Annotated in this window: 19 protein-coding genes; 5 read left to right on the forward strand and 14 right to left on the reverse strand. The window is 61.0% G+C overall.

All coding sequences use genetic code 11. The features are described from left to right. Nucleotides 1-48 precede the first annotated feature (48 nt). The gene (locus AC1EJ1_RS04410) at nucleotides 49-309 is read left to right on the forward strand and encodes a hypothetical protein (protein WP_058237802.1); all 261 of its coding nucleotides are present in this window, start codon (nucleotides 49-51) and stop codon (nucleotides 307-309) included. Between the two features lie 230 nt (nucleotides 310-539). Here AC1EJ1_RS04410 and AC1EJ1_RS04415 read toward each other — a convergent pair whose 3' ends face one another. The 8 genes from AC1EJ1_RS04415 to AC1EJ1_RS04450 all read right to left on the reverse strand — a co-directional run bounded on the left by AC1EJ1_RS04415 (nucleotide 540) and on the right by AC1EJ1_RS04450 (nucleotide 9,361). Continuing rightward, complete coding sequence (locus tag AC1EJ1_RS04415) at nucleotides 540-1,187, reverse strand: endonuclease III domain-containing protein (RefSeq protein WP_480295387.1); 648 nt, start codon at nucleotides 1,185-1,187, stop codon at nucleotides 540-542. Continuing rightward, a complete protein-coding gene (locus AC1EJ1_RS04420; protein WP_480295388.1) occupies nucleotides 1,184-2,101 on the reverse strand; it encodes a LysR substrate-binding domain-containing protein in 918 nt (305 codons plus the stop codon). The genes AC1EJ1_RS04415 and AC1EJ1_RS04420 overlap by 4 nt, the downstream gene beginning before the upstream one ends. Nucleotides 2,102-2,235: 134 nt before the next feature. Further along, complete coding sequence (gene ahpF, locus AC1EJ1_RS04425; RefSeq protein ID WP_480295389.1) at nucleotides 2,236-3,825, reverse strand: alkyl hydroperoxide reductase subunit F; 1,590 nt, start codon at nucleotides 3,823-3,825, stop codon at nucleotides 2,236-2,238. 139 nt (nucleotides 3,826-3,964) lie between these two features. Then, complete coding sequence (ahpC, locus tag AC1EJ1_RS04430; RefSeq protein ID WP_070728220.1) at nucleotides 3,965-4,528, reverse strand: alkyl hydroperoxide reductase subunit C; 564 nt, start codon at nucleotides 4,526-4,528, stop codon at nucleotides 3,965-3,967. A 649-nt stretch (nucleotides 4,529-5,177) separates the two neighbouring features. Further along, on the reverse strand, nucleotides 5,178-6,320 hold the full coding sequence (locus AC1EJ1_RS04435) for a hypothetical protein (protein ID WP_480295390.1): 1,143 nt from the start codon (nucleotides 6,318-6,320) through the stop codon (nucleotides 5,178-5,180). 71 nt (nucleotides 6,321-6,391) lie between these two features. Next, nucleotides 6,392-7,135 carry a GNAT family N-acetyltransferase gene (locus tag AC1EJ1_RS04440; protein ID WP_480295391.1) on the reverse strand — a complete coding sequence of 248 codons (744 nt, stop codon included), beginning with the start codon at nucleotides 7,133-7,135 and terminating at the stop codon, nucleotides 6,392-6,394. After that, nucleotides 7,135-8,355, reverse strand: coding sequence for a molybdopterin molybdotransferase MoeA (locus AC1EJ1_RS04445; RefSeq protein ID WP_285016024.1), 1,221 nt, complete (start codon nucleotides 8,353-8,355; stop codon nucleotides 7,135-7,137). Before AC1EJ1_RS04445 ends, AC1EJ1_RS04440 begins: the two co-directional genes overlap by 1 nt. A 13-nt stretch (nucleotides 8,356-8,368) precedes the next feature. Continuing rightward, nucleotides 8,369-9,361, reverse strand: coding sequence for a UTP--glucose-1-phosphate uridylyltransferase (locus AC1EJ1_RS04450; protein WP_285016023.1), 993 nt, complete (start codon nucleotides 9,359-9,361; stop codon nucleotides 8,369-8,371). Nucleotides 9,362-9,410: 49 nt separating this feature from the next. Here AC1EJ1_RS04450 and AC1EJ1_RS04455 point away from each other — a divergent pair, with 49 nt between their 5' ends. The 4 genes from AC1EJ1_RS04455 to AC1EJ1_RS04470 all read left to right on the forward strand — a co-directional run bounded on the left by AC1EJ1_RS04455 (nucleotide 9,411) and on the right by AC1EJ1_RS04470 (nucleotide 14,075). Beyond that, nucleotides 9,411-10,139: a 5-formyltetrahydrofolate cyclo-ligase gene (locus tag AC1EJ1_RS04455; RefSeq protein WP_058237794.1), complete on the forward strand. Its 729-nt coding sequence runs from the start codon at nucleotides 9,411-9,413 to the stop codon at nucleotides 10,137-10,139. A gap of 81 nt (nucleotides 10,140-10,220) precedes the next feature. Further along, a complete protein-coding gene (locus AC1EJ1_RS04460; protein ID WP_480295393.1) occupies nucleotides 10,221-13,211 on the forward strand; it encodes an FAD-binding and (Fe-S)-binding domain-containing protein in 2,991 nt (996 codons plus the stop codon). A 148-nt stretch (nucleotides 13,212-13,359) separates the two neighbouring features. Next, entirely contained in the window at nucleotides 13,360-13,833 is a 474-nt protein-coding gene (locus tag AC1EJ1_RS04465) for a DUF2975 domain-containing protein (RefSeq protein WP_480295394.1), read from the forward strand. 2 nt (nucleotides 13,834-13,835) lie between these two features. Then, nucleotides 13,836-14,075: a helix-turn-helix domain-containing protein gene (locus tag AC1EJ1_RS04470; protein WP_285016020.1), complete on the forward strand. Its 240-nt coding sequence runs from the start codon at nucleotides 13,836-13,838 to the stop codon at nucleotides 14,073-14,075. On the opposite strand, the gene AC1EJ1_RS04475 is transcribed toward AC1EJ1_RS04470, so the two are convergent. The 6 genes from AC1EJ1_RS04475 to AC1EJ1_RS04500 form a co-directional block, all read right to left on the reverse strand. Next, nucleotides 14,006-15,148, reverse strand: coding sequence for an FAD:protein FMN transferase (locus AC1EJ1_RS04475; RefSeq protein ID WP_480295395.1), 1,143 nt, complete (start codon nucleotides 15,146-15,148; stop codon nucleotides 14,006-14,008). The two genes, AC1EJ1_RS04470 and AC1EJ1_RS04475, sit on opposite strands and share 70 nt — an antisense overlap. Continuing rightward, on the reverse strand, nucleotides 15,120-15,683 hold the full coding sequence (locus AC1EJ1_RS04480) for an FMN-binding protein (protein ID WP_070728202.1): 564 nt from the start codon (nucleotides 15,681-15,683) through the stop codon (nucleotides 15,120-15,122). The genes AC1EJ1_RS04475 and AC1EJ1_RS04480 overlap by 29 nt, the downstream gene beginning before the upstream one ends. 37 nt (nucleotides 15,684-15,720) lie before the next feature. Next, nucleotides 15,721-16,509 (reverse strand): ABC transporter ATP-binding protein, encoded by a 789-nt coding sequence (locus AC1EJ1_RS04485; RefSeq protein ID WP_480295396.1) that lies wholly within the window; start codon nucleotides 16,507-16,509, stop codon nucleotides 15,721-15,723. Nucleotides 16,510-16,518: 9 nt separating this feature from the next. Next, nucleotides 16,519-17,955 (reverse strand): ABC transporter permease, encoded by a 1,437-nt coding sequence (locus AC1EJ1_RS04490; protein ID WP_480295518.1) that lies wholly within the window; start codon nucleotides 17,953-17,955, stop codon nucleotides 16,519-16,521. A gap of 21 nt (nucleotides 17,956-17,976) precedes the next feature. Next, nucleotides 17,977-19,266, reverse strand: coding sequence for an ABC transporter permease (locus tag AC1EJ1_RS04495; protein WP_082628661.1), 1,290 nt, complete (start codon nucleotides 19,264-19,266; stop codon nucleotides 17,977-17,979). Nucleotides 19,267-19,336: 70 nt separating this feature from the next. Next, nucleotides 19,337-20,617, reverse strand: coding sequence for a Fe-S-containing protein (locus AC1EJ1_RS04500; protein WP_058237787.1), 1,281 nt, complete (start codon nucleotides 20,615-20,617; stop codon nucleotides 19,337-19,339). Between the last annotated feature and the right edge of the window lie 17 nt (nucleotides 20,618-20,634).

Here is a 20,634-nt window from a genome sequence, read left to right on the forward strand (position 1 = left end):
AGTCCCGCGCATGTGAGCCGCTGCCACCAGCTGCAAAGAGGAGGACATATGTCTCACGTTCAGCACATCGCCGGCCGGTACGCCGATATTCACAAATGGCAAGAAGACCTGCGTGCTGACCTTCACCGCCATCCCGAAGTGTCGATGGAAGAAGAACGCACCAGTCAGACGATCATTGACGAGGTAACCGCCCTGGGCCTTGATGCCACCCGAGTGGGCCCGACCGGCGTGGTGAGCGTCGTTGCCAACGGTGACGGGCAACCCGTGCTGGCACGCGCACACATGGATGCGCTGCCCGCGCGCCCCTGAATCTGAGTACTACGACCAGTTCCCTCTGACCGTCAACGACCGCGACACGCATGATCGCGTCCGAACACCGTTCGACGCGTTCTTTGAGGACGGCGTTGTGGGTGATGGCGATCCGGTGACAGCGTCGGAGGACTTCTCCCGCATTCCCGGCGCCTGGGATGCGTCGTACCTGTACTGGAATGTGACGGGAACCGTGGATCCGAGCACCAGCACGCATGCCCTGCGCTGCTTCAACCGCCCTGCGACACCTCAAGCGTGGGATAGAACGCCTCCCATCCGCCGCAGGATCGAGCCTTCTTGCCTGCTTCAACAATGAGCCCATGAAAGTGGGCCAGTTCAGGTGTCGTGAAGTCACCCTCGTCAATGAGGGGCTGAAGAGTGCGACGCGCGGCTTCATAGCTGCGAGGCACGGCCCACCCGGCGGCGCTCAGGAACCGGCGCGCATACAGGTCCCAGATGAATACGGGACGCTCATAGCCGTACAGCACGATGTCGTCGGCGGTTTCAGGGCCGATCCCCTTCACGTCGATGAGGCTCGCGCGCAGTTCGTCGGTCGGCAACCGCGTGTGGGACGCGTCGTCGAGGAACCAGCGTGCTGCACGGATGAGGGTTTCGGACTTGGTGCGCATGAAGCCGCTGGGACGGATCAGGCGCTGCAGGTCGGCAGATGCAGTGGTCGCCAGTTTCTGCGCCTCGAGCAGGCCGGCTTCGCGCAGATTTGCCAGAGAATACTCCACATTGCGCCACGCCACATTCTGCGTCAGGACAGCACCCACCACGATCTCGAAGCGGGTGTCGGCCGGCCACCACTGACTGGCGTCAATGCGCCTGCACAGCGCGTCAAAAAGCGCTCGCGCCGAGGGAGCGGCCGATGTCACTGCTCCTCCGTTGCATGAGAGACAGGTGCGACCAGTGAGCTGATCAGGTCAGCAATGGTGGCGTTGAGCTCGTCCAGCGGGCTGGATCGACGCCATACCAGGTTGATGGAGCGGTAGGGGCGCGGCGGGCAGAACTCGCGAAGAACCAGACCGTCGGGTTGCGCGATCGGAGGGATCGTCGCCAGCCGAGGCAGCAGCGTCACTCCGCTCCCGGCTGCGACCATGTAGCGCAGCGTCTCGAGCGACGTGGCGCGGAAGGCTGACTGGCGGGCACCGACTTTTTCGCAGATGCTGACCGTGCTGCGACGCATGCAGTGTCCTTCTTCAAGCAGAATCACCTCGTGACCGGCCAAATCGCCCAAGTCAACGGGCGTGGTTTGCTCGCCTAGGGCTGACGTGCTCGAGGTTGCCAGCACGAAATCCTCGTCAAAAAGGTGCGCCACGGTCAGGCCCGACTCCGCAGACGTATCCGCCAGAACAGCCGCGTCAATTCTGCCGGATGCAAGCGCGTCCATGAGTGCGAGAGATTTTTCCTCGACGAAATGGGCGGTCAGGTCTGGCAGCGCTTTCCCAAGTTCGGGCGCAAAGCGCGGCAAAAGGTAGGGTGCAATCGTCGGGAATACGCCGATGGTGACGGTGGCGGCCAGAGGATTCGATCCGCTGCGACCGACCTGCTCAATGTGGTCCAGGTCAGTGAGGATGCGACGCGCATAGTAGACAACGTCACGGCCAACCGGGGTGATCAGCACCTGCTGCGTTCCGCGTTCAACCAGCTGGGCTCCCAATTCCTCCTCCAGCTTCTTGACCTGCGCTGACAGCGTCGGCTGCGAAACGTGAGCACGCTGAGCAGCACGCGTGAAGTTCCGCTCCTCATCCAACGCGACAAGATACTCCAGGGCCCGAACGTTCCTCACCTTGACGCACTCCTTCCTGATGTGTGATCCGCTGAGCAGGCGGTGGATCCCCATCACCAACATGGCGAGCCCGAATCGCCTAGCTCAGTTCCTGCTCAGCGTGATCACATTTTTCGCTGCCGCCTGGTCGCGACCTAGTCGTGGTGCGGGGCGCGAATCAGGTAGTTGAACGCACTCAGTGCGGCGGTGGCGCCGGAGCCGAATGCCGTCACGATCTGCTTGTATGGTTCATCTGTGCAGTCACCGGCAGCAAAAATCCCGAGCACGTTGGTCTTTCCTTCGCGATCTGTCACAACCTCACGCCGGTCGCTCAGTTCCACCTCTTCGGGAAGCCACTGCGTGTTCGGAACCAGGCCGATCTGGATAAAAATGCCGTCCGTGTCGACCGAGCGCGTCTCGCCGCTTGCACGATCTTCGTATGCCAGGGCAGTCACTTTCTGACCGTCACCGATCACTTCAGTGGAGCGTGCTCCGACAATGACATCAACATTGTCGAGGGCGTCCATCGCATCCAGTAGCACTCGGTCAGCTTTGAGCTGATCCAGGAATTCGACTACGGTGACGTGGCGCGCGACGCCGGCCAGGTCGATAGCCGCTTCGATACCGGAGTTTCCGCCGCCGACCACAACGACGTCCTTGTTCTTGAACAGTGGACCATCGCAGTGCGGGCAGAAGGACACGCCCTTATTGCGGTATTCCTCTTCGCCGGGTACACCCAGAGTTCGCCACGTCGCACCGCTGGCCACGATGACGCTCCTGGCGCGCAGGTGCCCACCTGAACGTGTCACCACGGTATGCAGCGGATAGTCTCCCGAGTTGTCGTCAGCACTGACCGCAGCGATTTCAAGGCGATCGGCCCACTGCGGCACATACACATCGATGTCGTACTGGTTGATGTGTTCAGTCAGATCGGCAGCCAGCTGAGAACCTGTTGTGTGCACCTGAGAGATGGCGTTTTCAATACTTTCGGTTTCCACCACCTGGCCACCGCGGTGATCCATCACCATTGCGGTGCGGATACCCTTGCGAGCGGTGTAGATGGCAGCTGACGAGGCGGCCGGCCCTCCGCCGACAATCACCACGTCGTAGGGTTCTTCCTGATTCATCTGGTCAACCGCGGCCTGGGCGCCGCCCTCGTCCAGCATGGAAACGAAGTCGTCGAGTGTCGTGCGACCGGAGGAAAACATCTCGTCACCCTCGAATGTGACGGGCACACTCATGATTCCGTGGTTTTCGACCTCGCTTTGGAAAGCGCCGCCTTCAACTGCGGTGTGGCGAATCGAGGGATTGATGATGGAGATCGTGTTCAGTGCCTGCACGACTTCCGGGCAGTTTTGGCACGTGAGCGACATGTAGGTCACGAACTCGCGCGGGCCTTTGATGCGCTGAATGGCCTGGCGTTGCTCGTCGGAGATCTTGGCGGGGTGACCGCCGACCTGCAGAAGCGCCAGGACAAGTGAGGAGAATTCGTGACCCAGTGGCAGTCCCGCGAACCTCACCTCGACATCCGTACCGATGCGGCGAACGGCGAAGGATGGTGTGCGAGGGTTTGCCTCGTCGGTGAGGGTAATGTTCTCACTCTTGGCAGCTATTTCCTCCAGCAGCTCCCGTACCTGCGCCGACAGATCGGAGTTATCCAGGCTTGCAGCGAGTTCAATCGGCGCTACTACTTTGGTCAGCAGCTGCGACAGTTGGGCGGAAAGCTGGTCATTCAAAACTGGCATGGCGTTACGTGCCTTTCACAAAATTGCGGACGCGGGAGGGCAGGTGTCGCCCTCGTGATGCGCCAATCCCGCACCGACGCGTTCTCACGTGCGACGAGAACTTACGTGTGCGGGATGGCGTGACGTTCAGTGATGCGGGTCAGATCTTGCCGACGAGGTCCAGGGACGGAGCCAGCGTCTCTTCGCCTTCTTCCCACTTCGCGGGGCACACTTCGCCCGGATGCGCGGCAACATACTGAGCTGCCTTGACCTTGCGGATCAGTTCAGCTGCGTTGCGGCCGATTCCCTCCGAGGAAACCTCGAAGAACTGGATAACGCCGTCTGGATCGATGAGGAAGGTGGCGCGGTCAGCCAGGCCGACGCCTTCGCGCATGTTCTCGAAGTTGTTGGTCAGTTCACCTGACGGATCACCGATCATGTAGTACTTGATCTTGGCGATTGTGTCGGATGCTTCGTGCCATGCCTTGTGCGTGAAGTGCGTGTCGGTGGACACGGAATAGACCTCAACGCCCAGTTTCTGCAGCTCGTCGTAGTAGTCTGCGAGGTCGCCCAGCTCGGTCGGGCACACGAAGGAAAAGTCAGCTGGGTAGAAGAAGAAAATGGCCCATTTGCCGAGGACATCCTGTTCGGTCAGTTCAACGAATTCGTCCTCTTTGAACGCTGTGGCCTTGAAGGGGCGGATCTGGGTGTTCATCAAGTTCATGGTTCTCCTATCCGAGTTTCGCCAACCGCTCACGCACATAACGAGCATGTCGAACGGTTTCTCACAACACTCTCAGTATAGACCAAACCAATGCACCTTACCACTTCAATAGATTTCCTCTATTACATGGTGTGCGACCGCTAGTGCGGGAGATCTGATTAGCTGCAATGCAGCGACGGGATAGCGTAACGCTGCACAGAAATGGCGCGATGCACCGCCAGGATGGATACGTCCGTATAAGACAAGCAGGCATCTGCGCACATTCCCCTAGATCTTCGGGATCTTCGTGCACATACCCCTAGATCTTCCGCCAATTGTGCACATACCCCTAGTTCTAAATCCCACCACGCCTCTCGAAATTTCCATCATGCGTCCTGACCAGCGAAAACAGAAAACAGTACGCAGACGGGAGGGTTAGATCTAGGGCTTCGTGCAAAAAGAAGCGTAGATCTAGGGGATTGTGCAGCTGGAAAGTTTAGATCCAGGGGGTTGTGCACGCTGAGCGTGATTTTCAGAACCCGCAAACTCAACAGGCTTTGCCGGGGCGACTCTGCCGGGCACACTGCACTGCCAAATCGGCAACTCCATCGGACGCGACGGGCTACCAGGACGACATCAACATGAGCGATGCAGCGCCGAAGCAGCACCGTTACTGGGCGCGACGAGACTCCAGAACCGCGTCCAGATCGAACGCGACATCCGCCTGAGCGGCGACCTCTTCAGTCGAACGCATCTGCTGACCGGAAGATGAGCTCGCGTGGATAGGACGCCCTCGGACATCGGAAGGGACCTGAGGAATGCCTCGCAAATCAGTATCGGCGTGCACCACTCGGCCGGTAATCTCCTGGCGTGATGCGTAGGTCGGTGCAGGGATGCGCTGGACGGACCATGCGCGCTGCGTCTGGGCGACATCGCGGGTCGCCTGGTCGAGTCGTGCGTCCTCGTCATCAACACTGTGAGACGCCTGCGCCTCGTCGTCGACACGTTGGATTTCGGTCGACACGTCGGCTCCAAGGGCTTCATCCGGCCCCTCGTCGGTTGCCGTTTCAGACGCAGGAGCATGCTCCACAGTCTCAGAGGCGACGGGCGAAGGCGCGGAATTGCGGCGTGCCGAGGTGCCACGCGTCAGCTCCATAATCCACTTTTCTTCGGCTTCACCAACGCGCTGGGAACGAATGGCGCTCCAGCGTGACACGCCAAGGCCAGCAGCAAGTGCCGCCGCGGGAATCAGAACCCATGCCCATGACATCGTGGTCAGCGCTGCAATCAGCATCATCAGCACAGTGATTGCTGCACACACCCCACTGAGGATCATTCGGCGCTGACCTGCTGCCTTCTCACTGGCAATACGTGCCGCGCGTCGTGCACGCAGGCGCGACAGTTCGCGGGTGCGCACATAGTCTCGTTGCGCGTGGATCGTCCCGTCGGGTCGACGTGCGGATCGCGATTCGTCAGCCATGGTGTCTCCTCGATGACCACGAAGGTGAGCAGGTTGTTGGGTGGCCGGCAGCGCCGGGCGCGCGTGGTAGTCATCCGCTCCAGCAGCATCATCGGATTGCAGCGCCTGATGCGCCAACAACGGTGTCGAGCCGCAGTGCGAATTGGCGGTGGATGAAGTATCGCCACTGTGATGGCACAGTGCCGGTTCCTCATCAATCAGACGCATCCTGGGCGAGAATCGGTCAGCCTCGCGGGACTGAGTGATTGCCGTGCGTCGGTCAACAAGGTGCGGCACAATCACGACGATCGTGATCGCGATTGCCATCACAACAATGATTCCACCGTACTCCACGTATTAACGCTACGGCACGGGCTGCCAAAAACAGGTTCTGACGCGCGCGCCGGCGCCAAATGAGAGGCGAATCAGGTCAGCGTCAGCGGCATTTTCCACACGGATTGGACGATGCCGCCCTCGGGCCAGGATTCCGTATCCAAAGCGAAACTGACATGATCAGCCCACCTGCCCGCAATGCACATGTAACGCTTCTTGTAGCCCTCTTCACGCAACCCGATTTTTCGGCACAATCCCAAAGATCGATCATTTTCCGGCCGGACGTTGACCTCCACCCGGTGCAAGCCCAGCTCACCGATCATCAGGTCGATGACGCCAGCCACGCACAGCGCACCCAGCCCCACCCCAGCGGCTTTCCTGACCATCCAATAGCCGAGGACGCCCTGACACATCGCCCCCCACTGAACATTGGAGACGGTGATCAAACCCAGCGGTTGACGGTCGCATTCGACCATCATGACAAGGCTCGTTCCGCGCTTTTGCTGCCTGTCGACCTGGCGCTGATAGGTCCAGATGTCGGGGAGTTCCTCTGTCGATCCGACCGGCAGCGTCGCCTCCCAGGGTTTGAGCCACGCAGAATTCTCGGCACGCGCTTTCTCGATGCGAAGATGATCGCTACCGTAGGCCGGACGGATCACAACACTGTCCCCGAGCTTCACGGCGCTATCACGCCCCGTTCGCGCAGCGCTCCCCGTCGCCCCGATTCTCGAGGCACTGCCATGCGGCCTGATCAGAGCGCGACCCACAGGATCGTCGATGCGAATCGTCAGCTCATCGGGGTGGCGTCCCCAGATCCGCGGCCTGCCGAGCAGCATTAATCAAGCACCATGCACTGCAGGGCGTCACCGGCACGCACATTCGTGACCTCTTCGGGCACGACCGCCAGTGCGTTCGATTCAGCCAGTGCGGACAGCAATAGCGCTGCAGGTGATCCCATGATTTTGGCCTGGTATCCGGTTCGAGGCGACCCCGTCAGGCGCACGCGGACAAATTCGCGTCGCCCTCGTGGTGAATACCATGAGCGATCCACGCGAGCCTGCACGCTCGGCCTGCTCAGTGTCGTCCATCCCTGCATCTGTCGAAGGGCAGGACGCACATACACTTCGAAACACACCTGCGCGGATACAGGGTCACCGGGCAGGCAGAAGATCGGAGTCGCGTCATCTTCGTCACCGACGGTTCCAACTCCGAGGATATGCCCGGGCCATGCGGCCACATTGTCAAAGCGCACCGTGCCCAGCGCGCCGAGCACTTCGCGCACCGTATCGCCTGAGCCATACGAGATGCCGCCGGTCGTGATGATGAGGTCAGCGCGAACCAGCTGGTCCTGGATCGTTTCGCGCAGTGCCTGACGGCCATCAGGAACGGCTGCCACGCGGAAGGTTTGAGCACCCGCATCCGCCACAGCGGTGGAAAGGGCATGCCCGTTGGCATCGAACACCGTGCCGGGTCGTGCCTGTTCACCCGGCTCCACAAGCTCGTCACCAATCGACAGGATCACCACTCGTGGGCGTGGATGCACTGTCACTCGTGAGCGCCCCACGCCGGCCAGAAGCGCTACCTGGCGTGCACCTACACGCGTGCCGTGACGCAGAACCACGTCCCCCTCGACCACGTCTTCGGCGCGACGCCGGATGTTCTCACCGCGCGCCGGCTGGGTGCGCACGGTCACTTTAGCCATACCGCGATCCGTAAAATCCAGTGCGATCACCGCATCTGCACCTGTGGGCACCGGCGCTCCCGATGCAATGCGGATGGCAGTTCCCGGCACCAGCGCGGCCGGGTCAACATCTCCAGCCTTGACTTCCTCGGTGACCGGCAGGGTCACCATACTGTCCGGGCGCGCCCCTTCGAGGTCAGACGATCGCACGGCGTACCCGTCGCATCCGGCCAGATCCGCTACGGGAAGGTCGAAGCGGGCCTGCACGTCTTCAGCCAGCACGCACGACACAGCATCAGCGAGCTGGACTTCCAGCGGCGGCTGCTGGCCAACAGTTGACAGGCAGTCTTGGTAAAACTCTGCGACCGAACGCATTCAGGTTGTCCCTTCAGTGGTGCTCGGGTGACGTGCTGTCAGAATCGTCGAGGGCGTCCCCCGGCTGTGTTGCCATGAGCTCTTCCAGGAACGAGCGTACTCCGGGTCCCAGTTCCGGGTCCTCCAGCGCCAGTTCAATGGAGGCGGTGAGGTAGCCGAGTTTGTCTCCGGTGTCGAAGCGGCGGTCATCCAGAACCAGGCCAACTACGCCACCTCCTTCTTCGGCTGGCACGTCGATGAGTCGGGCATATGCGTCGGTGAGCTGGTATTCACCACCGTGACCGGGTTCGATATTTTCCAGTTCCGTGAAGATACGCGGATTGAAGACGTAGCGGCCCACCACGGCGTATTCGCTGAGCACCTCATCGACCGGGGGCTTTTCGACAACCTTGTTGAGGCGGAACAATGTGCCTTCCTCAATGTCGATGGGCAGGCCTTCCGGAATCGGCATCGGGGTGACGTCAACAGAGGCATAAGCGGTTGCCTGTTCGGGTGTGACACGCATGAGTGCGACAACCGATCCACCGATCGCCGTGCGGATCGCGAGCATTTTCTCCAGCAGGCGGGACTTTGGGTGCATCAAATCGTCCGGCAGCATGACGGCAAAAGGATTGTTACCGACGTGGAAGCGTGACTGAAGGACGGCATGTCCCAGCCCCAGCGGATGTCCCTGGCGCACAGAGTGCATGCGCGCGAGGTGCTCATATTCGCGCACGATCTTGAGCAGTGATTCCTTGTGAGAGGCCTCCAGCGCCGCCTCCAGGCCGGGATCTGCGTCGAAGTATTCCTCGATGGCATCTTTGCCGGTGCGAGTGATGATCAGCATGTCTTCAATGCCGGCTCGAGTGGCTTCGCGCGCAATATATTCAATGGATGGTCGGTCAACGACCGGCAGCATTTCTTTGGGCACAGACTTCGTTGCCGGCAAGAATCTCGTTCCGCGTCCAGCTGCTGGGATCACGGCGTGACGCACGCGCGCGTGACGAGTGGGCTCAGTTTCGCTCATGTCTGCCACAGTATCCTAAGTAGGAGATGTTCAGTGCTCAGGAGGGGCCATGTTGCACGAAAAAGCTCCACTTCGCGCCAGAATTCGCGCCCAGCGGCGTGACAGGCGCGCCCGGTGGGATGCACTCCCTGCCCGCGAAGCCGATGAGTTGCGCCGGCGGGAGCAACGCGGACTGGTCCGCTCGTGGCTGCAGGCCTGTCACGCGCTCGGAGTGGGGTGTCCTCACCTCCCGGCACTGTTTGTTCCAACCACCACCGAGCCGGATGTCTCAGCCATCGTCACTGAATCGGGTCACTGCTTCCTGCCTGTTGTCGTTAACCGGCAGGGGCGTGCACTGGACGAACCTGCGTGGGGCTGTATTGATTTTCCTGATGCCAGCACATCTGCCTGGTCATCATTGACGACTGACCGTCTGGCAGCAGTCCTCGACCAGCCTTCTGCACGCTGGCCTGCCCAGCCTCATCTCTCCGATGCGCCCTATGCCGAACTTCCTGACAGCGTCGACATTGTATTGCTTGCGGGCCTGGCCGCCGACCTTTCGGGCACGCGCCTGGGCCAGGGCGGCGGGTGGTATGACCGGGCCTTAAGTAGGTGGAACACGGATCACGCTGAGAGATCGCCGCAGGAAAGCGCACTGCCTGTGAGGCGCCGCGCTCCACTGGTCATCGCACTGTTCGATGAAGAGGTGTGGGATACAGGCACCTTGCCTGTCGATCCTCACGATGTCGCCGTAGACGCGATTGTGACACCCACACGCATGGTGATGCTGACTCGCTGACGCCCGCGACACAGCCCCACCTGTCAGTTCACATACCTGATGAGGACGCAGAGCAGGCATCAAAAGTGGCACAATCAGCCTATGAGCTTCCACCCACTCAGCAGTGAGCCGGCGCCTGCCTCGTCCCCCCTGCCCAAGCGCGCCGATATCCGGCCTCGCGACGTGGAAGCTTGCTACGCGCACCTGGTTGACGTGCTCGACGGTGAGGTTGATCGTACGACAGGCGCCCGTGCGCGCTATTCCACAGACGCCGGCAACTATCGCGTTCCGCCGCAGTTCGTTGTCTTCCCTCGTTCAACCGAGGACGTCCTGGCGGTGTGCGAGGCGTCGCGACGCTTCTCCATTCCGTTGACCAACCGTGGGGGTGGCACGTCATGTGCTGGCAATGCGTGTGGACCGGGCATCGTCATTGACTTTTCGCGCCACCTGAACCGAGTGCTGTCGATCGATCCGCAGGCGCGCACGGCCGTGGTGGAGCCGGGCTGCGTGGAATCCACCCTGCAGGAAGCTGCCCGCAAGTACGGACTGCGTTTCGGTCCGGATCCGTCCAGCCAGAACCGGGCAACGATCGGCGGCATGGTGGGCAACAATGCGTGCGGGCCTCACGCAACCGCCTGGGGACGCACGTCAGACAACATCGTCTCCCTCGACGTCATCGATGGACGAGGCAGACGCTTCACCGCTTCCACCAGCCACTCTGACCTCTCGCAGGTGCCTGGACTGGACACGCTGATCGATTCCAATCTGGCGCTCATCCGCACGGAACTGGGGCGTTTCGGCAGGCAGGTGTCGGGTTATTCGCTTGAGCATCTGACCCCTGAGAAGCATCGCAATCTGGCGGCGATGCTGGTGGGCACCGAGGGGACGCTGACCACAATCGTGTCGATCACCGTCAAGTTGGTGGAGATTCCGCGAGCGCCCGTGCTGGTGGCGTTGGGGTATCCGGACATGATTGCTGCAGCTGACGATGTACCCACAATTTTGCGCTGTGAGCCGCTGGCTGTCGAAGGGATGGATTCGCGCCTGGTGGACGTGGTACGAGCTCACCGCGGACCCGGAGCCGTGCCGGCGCTTCCCAAGGGTGACGGGTGGCTGATGTGCGAGGTGTCGGCCGGAAGCGAAGAGGAATCGCTGGCACAGGCTCGCAGACTTGCGGCCGCATCTCATGCGGTCGATGCGGCGGTCTATCCTCCGGGGGATGATGCCACGCGACTGTGGCGCATCCGCGCTGATGGTGCGGGATTGGGTGGGCGCACTCCCCCATCTGAAACGTCAGCGACCGGTGAACAGGCATGGCCCGGTTTTGAAGATGCCGCGGTGCCACCGGACCGCCTCGGAGCCTACTTGCGTGATTTCACGGCGCTGATGGATGAGTATGACATTGACGGGCTGCTGTACGGGCATTTCGGAGATGGCTGCGTGCATGTGCGTCTGAACATGCCACTCGAGACCGGGGCTGGGGTGGCGCATTCGAGGCGTTTCCTGGAGGAGGCGGCTCAGGTGTGCGCCAGGCATGGCGGCTCAGTTTCCGGTGAACACGGGGATGGGCGTGCACGCACGGAACTGCTGCGCTTCATGTACTCCCCGGAACTGATTGACCTGTTCAACAACGTCAAGGCCCTGTTCGACCCCGATGACCTGCTCAATCCCGGTGTTTTGGCCTCACCGACCAACCAGATCGACAAGCTCGATGATTTCCTGCGGCGCCCTCGTGCACGCTCGTTGCCAGCGGCGGGAGGCTTCGCCTTCGGGGAAGACCACGGTGATTTCACTCAGGCGGTCCATCGCTGCACAGGTGTGGGCAAGTGTCGCGCGACGATTGACGGCACGTTTATGTGCCCGTCGTGGAAGGCGTCGCATCTGGAAAAGGACGTGACCCGAGGGCGGGCGCGCACACTCCAGGACGCTGCCAATGGGCAACTGGTCCAGTCAATCACCTCACCGGAGGTGCTCGAAGCGCTCGACCTGTGTCTGTCATGTAAGGCCTGTTCGTCGGATTGCCCGGCAGGTGTGGACATGGCCAGGTACCGCTCTGAGGTGCTCTTCCGTAAGTACCGTGGGCGCCTGCGTCCACTGTCCCACTATGCGCTGGGCCGCCTGCCCCTGTGGACGGGCCTGAGCGCCCGCATTCCGGGTGCATCCGCCCTGGCCAACGCAGTGATGGGAGTAGATGCGATTCGCCGGGCTGCATTCGCACTGCTGGGTATGGATGCGCGCAGACCGATGCCCGCCCTTCAGTCCGGAACCTTCCAGCGATGGGCCAGGCGGCGGCACCTGGTTGCAGATGCGCCTCCGTCAGCAGTGCCGCCGAGTGCCGAGCGGCTTGCTGAGACAGCATCGCCTGCTTCCTCGTCCGCTTCTGAAGCCCGACGCTTCGCAGTGGTGTGGGCCGATTCGTTTTCACAGACGCTTGACGACCGGGGCGCGCGTGCAACGGTCGCGGTGTTGCGTCAGAACGGTTTCGAGGTGATTATTCCTCCCCATGCGTGCTGCGGCCTGACGTGGATCACGACGGGGCAGCTGACTGGGGCGAAGAAGAAACTGACGGCTTTGCTGGACGTTCTGGCACCGTTCGCTGTAGCCGGCATTCCAATCGTTGGTGTGGAACCGTCATGTACGGCAGTCCTGCGTGATGATCTGCTGGATCTGCTGCCAGATGACCGGCGCTCAGTTCCCGTGTCGCGCGCTGTGCATACTCTGGCTGAAGTGCTGGCCACTGTTCCGAAGGAGGAGCGTGTTCTGCCTGATTTACATGGCACGACAATTGTGGCGCAGCCGCACTGCCACCATCATTCGGTGATGACGTGGAGCGCAGATCGGGCGCTGCTGGATTCACTGGGTGCCACCGTTGTCCAGCTGGATGGCTGTTGCGGTCTGGCCGGTAATTTCGGCATGGAAAAGGGGCACTACGATATGTCGGTCGAGGTGGCGCGCACCTCACTGCTCCCTGCCCTCAACGCGTATCCAGATGCCGTGTATCTGGCGGATGGTTTCTCGTGCCGCACTCAGGCCCAGCAGCTCGCTGACCGAGGCGGCATGCATCTGGCAAGCTTGCTGGCATCGCAGATCTAAAACCGCTTTGCGCCTCGCCACTCAGCGTCACGTTAACTGAACCAATCAGCACATGTGCCGTCCTGCCACCACACCCATTGACATGCCGATCATCGATAAATTATTATCGTTTATCGATAACTATGCGATGCTTGAAGGAGGCACACTCATGAAACCGCATACCATCATTGCCCGCGTGGTTCTGGTGATCTTCGGCCTCGGCATTGTCTTAAGTTGGCTGCTGCTCTGGTCAGAAAGCGACTACAGCGCCGCCGTCTGGCCGGAAATGGCACACCTGCAGTACCCGATCCTCGTCGGCTCGATCATCGCCACGCTTCCATTCCTCGCCATCCTGATCATCGCCTACCAGTTCCTATTGCTCGTTGAGCGCCGCACAGTCTTCACGCACCGGGCATTAGCGCTGATTGGCCGCGCGCAGTGGGTGTGCATCGCCGCCACGATCTACTACGTGAGCGCGACCATCTGGTTCATGTGCGTCAGCCCGCTCCAGCACATCTCGATCCTTCTGATGGCGATCTTCATGGTGACGCTCAGCGCAGGCGGCACTGTTTTCTTCCTGGTCACCGGACACATTTTCCGCGCTGCGATTGCTGCGTGGGATGAGAATCAGCTGACGGTGTAGCCATGAGTATTCACGTCACGTTGGACCGCATCTTGCTGGAACGCCGCATCACGCTCACCGACCTGTCGAAACGCGTCGGCATCACATTGGCGAACCTGTCGAACCTGAAAACCGGCAGGGCCCGCGCCATCCGCTTTTCCACTCTGAACGCACTGTGCGAGGCGCTCGACTGTCAGGTGGGTGACGTGCTCGAATTCTGCCCCGACACACCCGCCCCACCATCAGATTCCGACAATTCCTGACGCGGATGCCAGATCTGCGCGGGCCTGGCATCGACGCGAATCCCGCCTGCCATCACTCCCCGCTCGCCGCCGACAATGATTGACGAGGGCGACGCTGCCGCATCACCATCTGCTGTGTGTGGCAGGACAACCGCCTGCCGTCCGCCGATGAGCATGCCGGTGGACAGCGCTTCAGCCGTCATGCCGTCTGCGCAGATCACCGTTGCCGAACGGGCAAGGATCCGGGCGGGCATGCCGCTGCGCGGGTCGATGACATGGTTGAAACGCTGCGCATGGTCGGGCGCCACGTCCACGAGTGCTCCTAGGTTGTCACCCGAAGTGGACAGTGACATGCGGTCAGGCAGTTCCACGTATCCAAGCCACGATGATTCACTGCTGCGCGGGTCGCGTATCCCCACGCGCCACGGTGTGCCGTCGGAGCGCCTTCCCAGGGCGGCAATGGAGGATGTTCCGATCGACACGAGCGCGGCACGGGCACCAAGTCGGGCACACAGATCCCGAGCCTGATCAGCACTGGCACCTTTCGCAATCGCGCCCAGGTCAATGCGTGCGCCGCCCTTCAGGCGTGCCCGCGATGCCGCCGGGTCAACGTCAAGCATCTCCGGTGAGCACAGTGGCAACACCTCGGCCAGCGCGTCGCTGCCCGGAGTGGTTGCGCTCTCCGTGCTCGTGGCAGCGCCTGCGTTGGCGACAAGAGCTGCCAGCGCACCTGCCGGGTCCCACAGCTGACGCACCGGCTCAATCAGCGGGTTGAAACAGCCTGACGTGACGTCGATCAGGTCCTTGACGCGTGCCAGTAATGCGCACGTCGCCGGATCCACATCCACCCACTGTCCGCACGCAGTGTTCAACCGTGTCACATCGGAGTGCGCCGAAAAACGCGACCAGAGCCGCTCATGGCGTGCAACAAGTTCGCAGACAGCTTCCGTCATCTGCCTGGCGGAGCCGCCCTCGACAATGAGATCGACGCGCGTGCCCATCGCGGGAAAGGACATGCGCCACGATGAGTCGCGCAGATCAACAAGCAGCTCGGGGCCGGGTGAATCAGTTGGAGAACTCGTCGAGCTGGTCATCGTCGCTGAAGTCCAGGCCCGGCACGTCGATCTGGTCGGCCGCATCCTCCCCGGGCTGGGTTTCCACTCCCTGAGCGGTCTGGATGGCTCGGATTGCCGCCTGCATGAACTGGCTGTGCGCAACAGTGGCGCCTGAAATGACATCAACTTCGTTGGGGTCGTTCGTGGCCGTCAGCTCGTCGGAATACTTGTTGAACGCCTCCACCGCTTTCTGGGCGCGCTTGTAGTAATCCTTGTTGCCCACTTCGCCGGCGCTGGTCGTCCCGTAGTTCTGGTCCTTGAGCTCGCCGTCCTTCATGCGGGTTTCATATGAGGTGGAGGTGATCTTGCCGCCTTCCACCGTGATATGAACAGTGCCGATGGCTCCCTGTTCGTCAGGATTGGACTCCCCGGTGTACTCTCCGTCATTCATGGGAAGTGACATGTCCACCGGTGGGATCGACGGGCCGCACGCGCTCAGAATCATCATGCCGAGCCCGCCGAGCGACCCCATGGTGACAAGTCGTGAAAACTGTGAAGACGTCATGTTAGTCATCTGCGATTCATCTCATTGCTGACAGTGTTCGGGCGCCTCAGGACGCATCGTCACGAGGTTCAGGGATCGGAACCTTTTCTTTCACGTCGCGACCCGTTGCCAGGTTCCCCGACGCCGCGCCTGCAGCTTCCGCATTGTCCCGGTCGTGGTCATGCCACGTTTCCCTGGCGACTTTACCGTGATCCAGGCGGATTTCCCGCTGGCCACACGAAGCGACGAGGGCGTCGTGAGTCACCACGATCAGCGTGGTTCCATCGGCATGAAGCTGACGGAAAATATCCAGCACGATCTGTTCATTGTGCTCATCGAGGTTACCGGTCGGCTCATCAGCCAGCACCAGTTTCGGGTAGTTGATCAGGGCCCTGGCCACGCACACGCGCTGCTGCTCGCCGCCGGACAGCTGTCGCGGCAGGTGGGTGGCGCGATCGGCCAGTCCCACCCGGTCCAGTGCCGCCAGCGCTTCCTTTTCGTTGGGCACCGAGTGGTAGTACTGGGCGACCATGACATTTTCGAGGGCGGTCAGGTGCGGAATCAGGTGGAACTGCTGGAAAATCAGGCCGATGGTCTGGCAGCGCACGGTCGTCAGTTCGGAGGCGGTCAGCTCGGAAATGTCGCGCCCGTCGAGCGTCACGGTGCCTTTGGTGGGGCGGTCCATGCATCCCACGATGTTCATCATCGTGGTCTTGCCTGACCCGGACGGGCCCACAATCGACAGCCACTGCCCTGTCGGCACGCTCAGCGACACGTCATCCAGTGCGTGCAGGTCGCCGTAGATTTTCGAGACGTGCTCAAGTCTGAGCAGGTCGTCCTTCACCTGTGATGTCATTGTTTCTCCTTATTCTCCGCGCAGCACCAGTGCAGGGTCAACGTCGAGGGCACGACGCACTGGAATCAGACATGCCAGCGTCGCGATGATCACTGATGCGAGCACAGTAACCACTCCCATCAGCGGGTGGAATGCGATTGTCCGGTGGAAGACGTTCAGACAGATCACGATCGCCAGAAGGTAGCCGAGCACCGCGCCGATCGCACCGCCCAGAATGCCGAGCATGACGCCTTCACCAAGAAATTCACGCACGATTGATTTCGAGTGAGCTCCCAGAGCTTTGCGCAGGCCGATTTCATTGCGTCGTTCCGCAACCACAGCCATCATCGTGGTGGACACGCCGATCATCGTCAAAGCCAGCACGATGATCGTGATCATTCCCATCAGCGAGCGCAGCATCGTCAGGACGCCCTCGTCAGAATGGGTCAGTCGGGTCACTGTCGAGGCCTTCACGCCGTCGACTGCGTCATTGATCTGCTTGGCGAGGGCGGAGACGGCTTCCGCCTGCCCGGCAACCGAATATTCAGATACGCCGTAGCTTGTGTCCTTGCCGGTCAGCTGCGACATGTCGGCGGTGCTCATGAACAGGAAGCCGTCTTCTGATCCACCTGTTTCAAGGATTCCGGACACCGTCAGTGAGATGTCGCGTGTGTCGACCGGATCGGGCGCCTGCCCCTTGCCGTTGCCTGGGGCGACCGGAGCGGTCGGCTTGTTCTGCGTCAGCTGTTCGATCGCGTCCTTCTTTGTGGTCGGCGCACCGGACTGAGCGCTTTGCGGCTGGTCTCCAACGTAGATTCCGTCCACGTTCTTCGACGGGTCGTATCCGGGCATCTCGCTGTTCTTCATGATCGTGCCGTCGGGCATCATGTGGGAGCCTTCGGGGATCTCAGGGGCCCCGCTCATCGCTGTGGTGCCCGGAGCGGTCGATGCGTCCTGCCCGCCGGAGTGGGGGGCAGCCGAGGAGGCGCCTTCGGCGAGCTGCGACACGGTGATCGAGTCGCCCACTTTGGCATCAATGGTGGAGGCAATTTCACGGCCGATGAGCACCTGCCCGTCGGCTGAGGGCCATTCACCTTCGATGTACCAGTACGGGTTGATTGCCTTGACAGCATCAATGTCGGTTCCTGCCGCCACGTACGGCTGGTCGTTGATGGACACCGGCTGGTAATCGAAAGCAGCTGAGCCAACGAGCGTTGAACCCGACGATTTCACCACTTCGTCGATGCGGTTGATGGTCTGGTCAGTCAGGTTGTCGTTCTTCTCGGAGGGGACGACCACGAGGTTCGCGCCGTACAGGCGCATTTCCTGCGCCATCTGGCTGGGCACGTCAATGGCGATGGCAGCCAGTCCCGACAGGGTCGTGGCGCCGATGGCAACAGCAAGAACTGCGATCAGCACGCGGGATCGACGACGCAGGATCGAGGATGTGACCATGCGCCAGTACATTTTTCTCTTATTCACCGACTATCACCTTCCGTGAAGCACTTCTGCCGGCCGCAGTCCCAGCAGGAAGCGTATGGCAGGAATCGAGCCTGCCAGCACCACGATCGTCACAAGCACTGCAACGATTCCGGCCACTACGGGCGCAACTGCGATGGAGGAGGAAAAGACGGTTCGGCCGATGATCTGGGCGAATCCGATGCCGGCGAAGTATCCGGCGACGCCGCCCACCAGGCCGACGATCGTGATTTCTGCCAGCAGCATGCGCACAACGGCGTTGTCTTTCGCTCCCACTGCTTTGAGCAAGCCGATTTCGGGAGCCCGTTCCATCACGTTGGCGGTCACCAGGTTCGCGATCGCCAGTGCCGATCCGGCCAGTGACAGAACCGTCACCAGCAGCATCAGCATCTGGGTCTTCTCCATGATGATGCCTTCAGATTCTGAGACCTGACGCACCGGCCGCGCCACGGCATCTGTCATGGCTTCTTCGATCTGGTAGGCAATGGAGGACACGTAGGCGGTGCAGTACCAGGTTTCCCTCTCAGTCAGCGACAGGGATGCAGGGTTCTTGGCGGCTTTTCGTGCCAGGTCGTTGTCAGGGGTGGTCAGAGCCGACACTTCAACAGATCCGACGGCGCCGGGCTTGTCCAGGAATGTCTGTGCCAGATGCAGGGGCGCGTAAATCTGGGAGTCTTCATCTCCATCTGAGGTGAAGATACCGGAAATGGTGACGTCCTGGCTGTGTCCGCGTGCTGACAGCGGGATTGTCTGCCCGACGCTCCATCCTTGAGTCTGCGCCAGTTTCGAGCCGACGATGACGGAGTTGTCGTCTCCGTCCTGGGGCCACGCGCCGTCCATTGTCCACCATCCACGCAGGTTGGTCAGGCCGGTTGTCACCGTGTCGCCTGTGGGGAGTTTGAGATCGTGACTGAACCATGTGCCGGTCAGTTCAATGCTGTCATCGGTGGATGACTGGCCGGTTGTTGTCACCGGTACGGACAGCAGCGGCGAAAAGTCAACGATGTTGTAGGTCCAGAAGATGGTCTTGATGTTGCCGAGCTCGTCTTCCTGAAGGAATGCTTCCTGTTCAACCGGAGTGTCGAACTGATACAGATCCTGGACCACGGCCGCGCCTTTGGGGCGCACCACAATGTTGGCGCCGTAGTTTTTCAGCTCCTGGTTGATCTTGTCGCCCACATCGAACATGACTGACAGCATGGATGTCGCAACCGACGCGCCGAGCGCGACAGTCAAGGCAATCATGAGGTGGCGGCCACGCTGACGGAACAGTGCTCCTTTGAGCATTCTCAGAAACATGTTGTCACATCCTGACTTCGTTCACCGTGATGTCGAATTATGTGCACGCAATGGGGCGCTGAACAGCAGATCATGCGAAGACGCTCGCTGCAGCTTCAAGTTGGGCGATGGGCACCGACAGCGTGCCGTTCGACACTTCATAGTCAATCGGGATCGGGTTGCATCCGCCCTTGAATCCGATCGTGGCGATGTTCATGGCCACTTCGCACAGCTTGCAGATGACTTTCCCGTCCTTTTCGTAATACCCGGTCGGGCCGCAGATCTCGCACGCATCCAGGCCCACCCCGAAGGAGGATCCGGCTTTCTGGATGACGATGAAACGCACTTCAATGCCCGTTGACGTGGTGTAGGCGAATCGGTGCAAATGCCCATCTGAGACTTTATCGAGCTGCACGACTGCCTGGTCACCTGACACTTCAAACGGTTCAGGTTGGGACAGTTCAACGGTTGCCGAACTGATTGCAGCCCCAATAGTCAGCACGGCACCTGCTGCCGCACATGCCAAGAGGGAGCCGGCAGACAGGCGGCGCCACGACTTTGCTTCAGCCAGGCGGAGGCGACGCACAGCAGGGTTCGGACCGTCCTTGGGCAGCGATCGCGACCGGATCCACACCAGGATTGAGGCCACTGCGACCAGTGCGGTGGCCACCAGGGTGATGGCATCTTCGTGGTTGATGGTCCACGCGATGGATTCGAAGATCGCGCCGGGCAGGTGAATGATCCGCTTGGCCTGCAGGATGCGGACGATAAGGATCACGTGTGTCAGTGTCAGGATGCCGACACCCACTGTTGACATGATCGGTGCCAGCAGGGCACCGCGTTCGCACAGTTTGCGCACACCCACGGCCAGCAGGGCGACCAGGGCGACGCCGATGAGGTATCCGACGATGTTCTTGACGGTGTCGGTGGACACCAGGGACGTGTTGGGAGAGACGAAGGTTCGGATCTGAAGGAGCGCGGTGGGGGCCACCCGGAAGGTCGCCATGGCTGCATATGCTGCAGCAACCCACAGCGCTGCGCGACGCTGCGTTGAGCTTGCCTCAACGCCTTTTCGAGCACGACCCCGTACCCGCCACACCATCACGAGGGTCACAGCGGCCAGGATGACTGTGGGAATCAGCGCCCAGAACGTGATGTCCTGGCGGTTGATCTGACGCGGAATCAGCAGGTGCACGATGGTCAGTACACCGCCGAGGGCGACTCCCGCAAGCGCACCCCAGATAATGGAGCGGTATCCAGGTTTGCGGCCTTTTTGGCCTCCCCCCATGCTGGGTACTGCCGCGCTGAGAGCCCCAAGGGCGAGTGCCAGCAAGAGAGTGGTGGAGACTATTTCAACAATCTGCTGAATCATCAATCAACCTTTCATTG

Source organism: Pauljensenia sp. C0170B4 (assembly GCF_056590235.1).

Excerpts from the sequence above, each read along its gene's own strand:
- AC1EJ1_RS04485 (WP_480295396.1), bottom strand. The coding sequence starts at position 16,509 with ATGACATCACAGGTGAAGGACGACCTGCTCAGACTTGAGCACGTCTCG.
- AC1EJ1_RS04480 (WP_070728202.1), bottom strand. The coding sequence starts at position 15,683 with ATGACTAACATGACGTCTTCACAGTTTTCACGACTTGTCACCATGGGG.
- ahpF (WP_480295389.1), bottom strand. The coding sequence starts at position 3,825 with ATGCCAGTTTTGAATGACCAGCTTTCCGCCCAACTGTCGCAGCTGCTG.
- AC1EJ1_RS04450 (WP_285016023.1), bottom strand. The coding sequence starts at position 9,361 with ATGAGCGAAACTGAGCCCACTCGTCACGCGCGCGTGCGTCACGCCGTG.
- AC1EJ1_RS04490 (WP_480295518.1), bottom strand. The coding sequence starts at position 17,955 with ATGTACTGGCGCATGGTCACATCCTCGATCCTGCGTCGTCGATCCCGC.
- AC1EJ1_RS04495 (WP_082628661.1), bottom strand. The coding sequence starts at position 19,266 with ATGTTTCTGAGAATGCTCAAAGGAGCACTGTTCCGTCAGCGTGGCCGC.
- AC1EJ1_RS04470 (WP_285016020.1), top strand. The coding sequence starts at position 13,836 with ATGAGTATTCACGTCACGTTGGACCGCATCTTGCTGGAACGCCGCATC.
- ahpC (WP_070728220.1), bottom strand. The coding sequence starts at position 4,528 with ATGAACTTGATGAACACCCAGATCCGCCCCTTCAAGGCCACAGCGTTC.
- AC1EJ1_RS04475 (WP_480295395.1), bottom strand. The coding sequence starts at position 15,148 with ATGACCAGCTCGACGAGTTCTCCAACTGATTCACCCGGCCCCGAGCTG.
- AC1EJ1_RS04455 (WP_058237794.1), top strand. The coding sequence starts at position 9,411 with ATGTTGCACGAAAAAGCTCCACTTCGCGCCAGAATTCGCGCCCAGCGG.
- AC1EJ1_RS04440 (WP_480295391.1), bottom strand. The coding sequence starts at position 7,135 with ATGCTGCTCGGCAGGCCGCGGATCTGGGGACGCCACCCCGATGAGCTG.
- AC1EJ1_RS04500 (WP_058237787.1), bottom strand. The coding sequence starts at position 20,617 with ATGATTCAGCAGATTGTTGAAATAGTCTCCACCACTCTCTTGCTGGCA.
- AC1EJ1_RS04445 (WP_285016024.1), bottom strand. The coding sequence starts at position 8,355 with ATGCGTTCGGTCGCAGAGTTTTACCAAGACTGCCTGTCAACTGTTGGC.
- AC1EJ1_RS04410 (WP_058237802.1), top strand. The coding sequence starts at position 49 with ATGTCTCACGTTCAGCACATCGCCGGCCGGTACGCCGATATTCACAAA.
- AC1EJ1_RS04460 (WP_480295393.1), top strand. The coding sequence starts at position 10,221 with ATGAGCTTCCACCCACTCAGCAGTGAGCCGGCGCCTGCCTCGTCCCCC.
- AC1EJ1_RS04465 (WP_480295394.1), top strand. The coding sequence starts at position 13,360 with ATGAAACCGCATACCATCATTGCCCGCGTGGTTCTGGTGATCTTCGGC.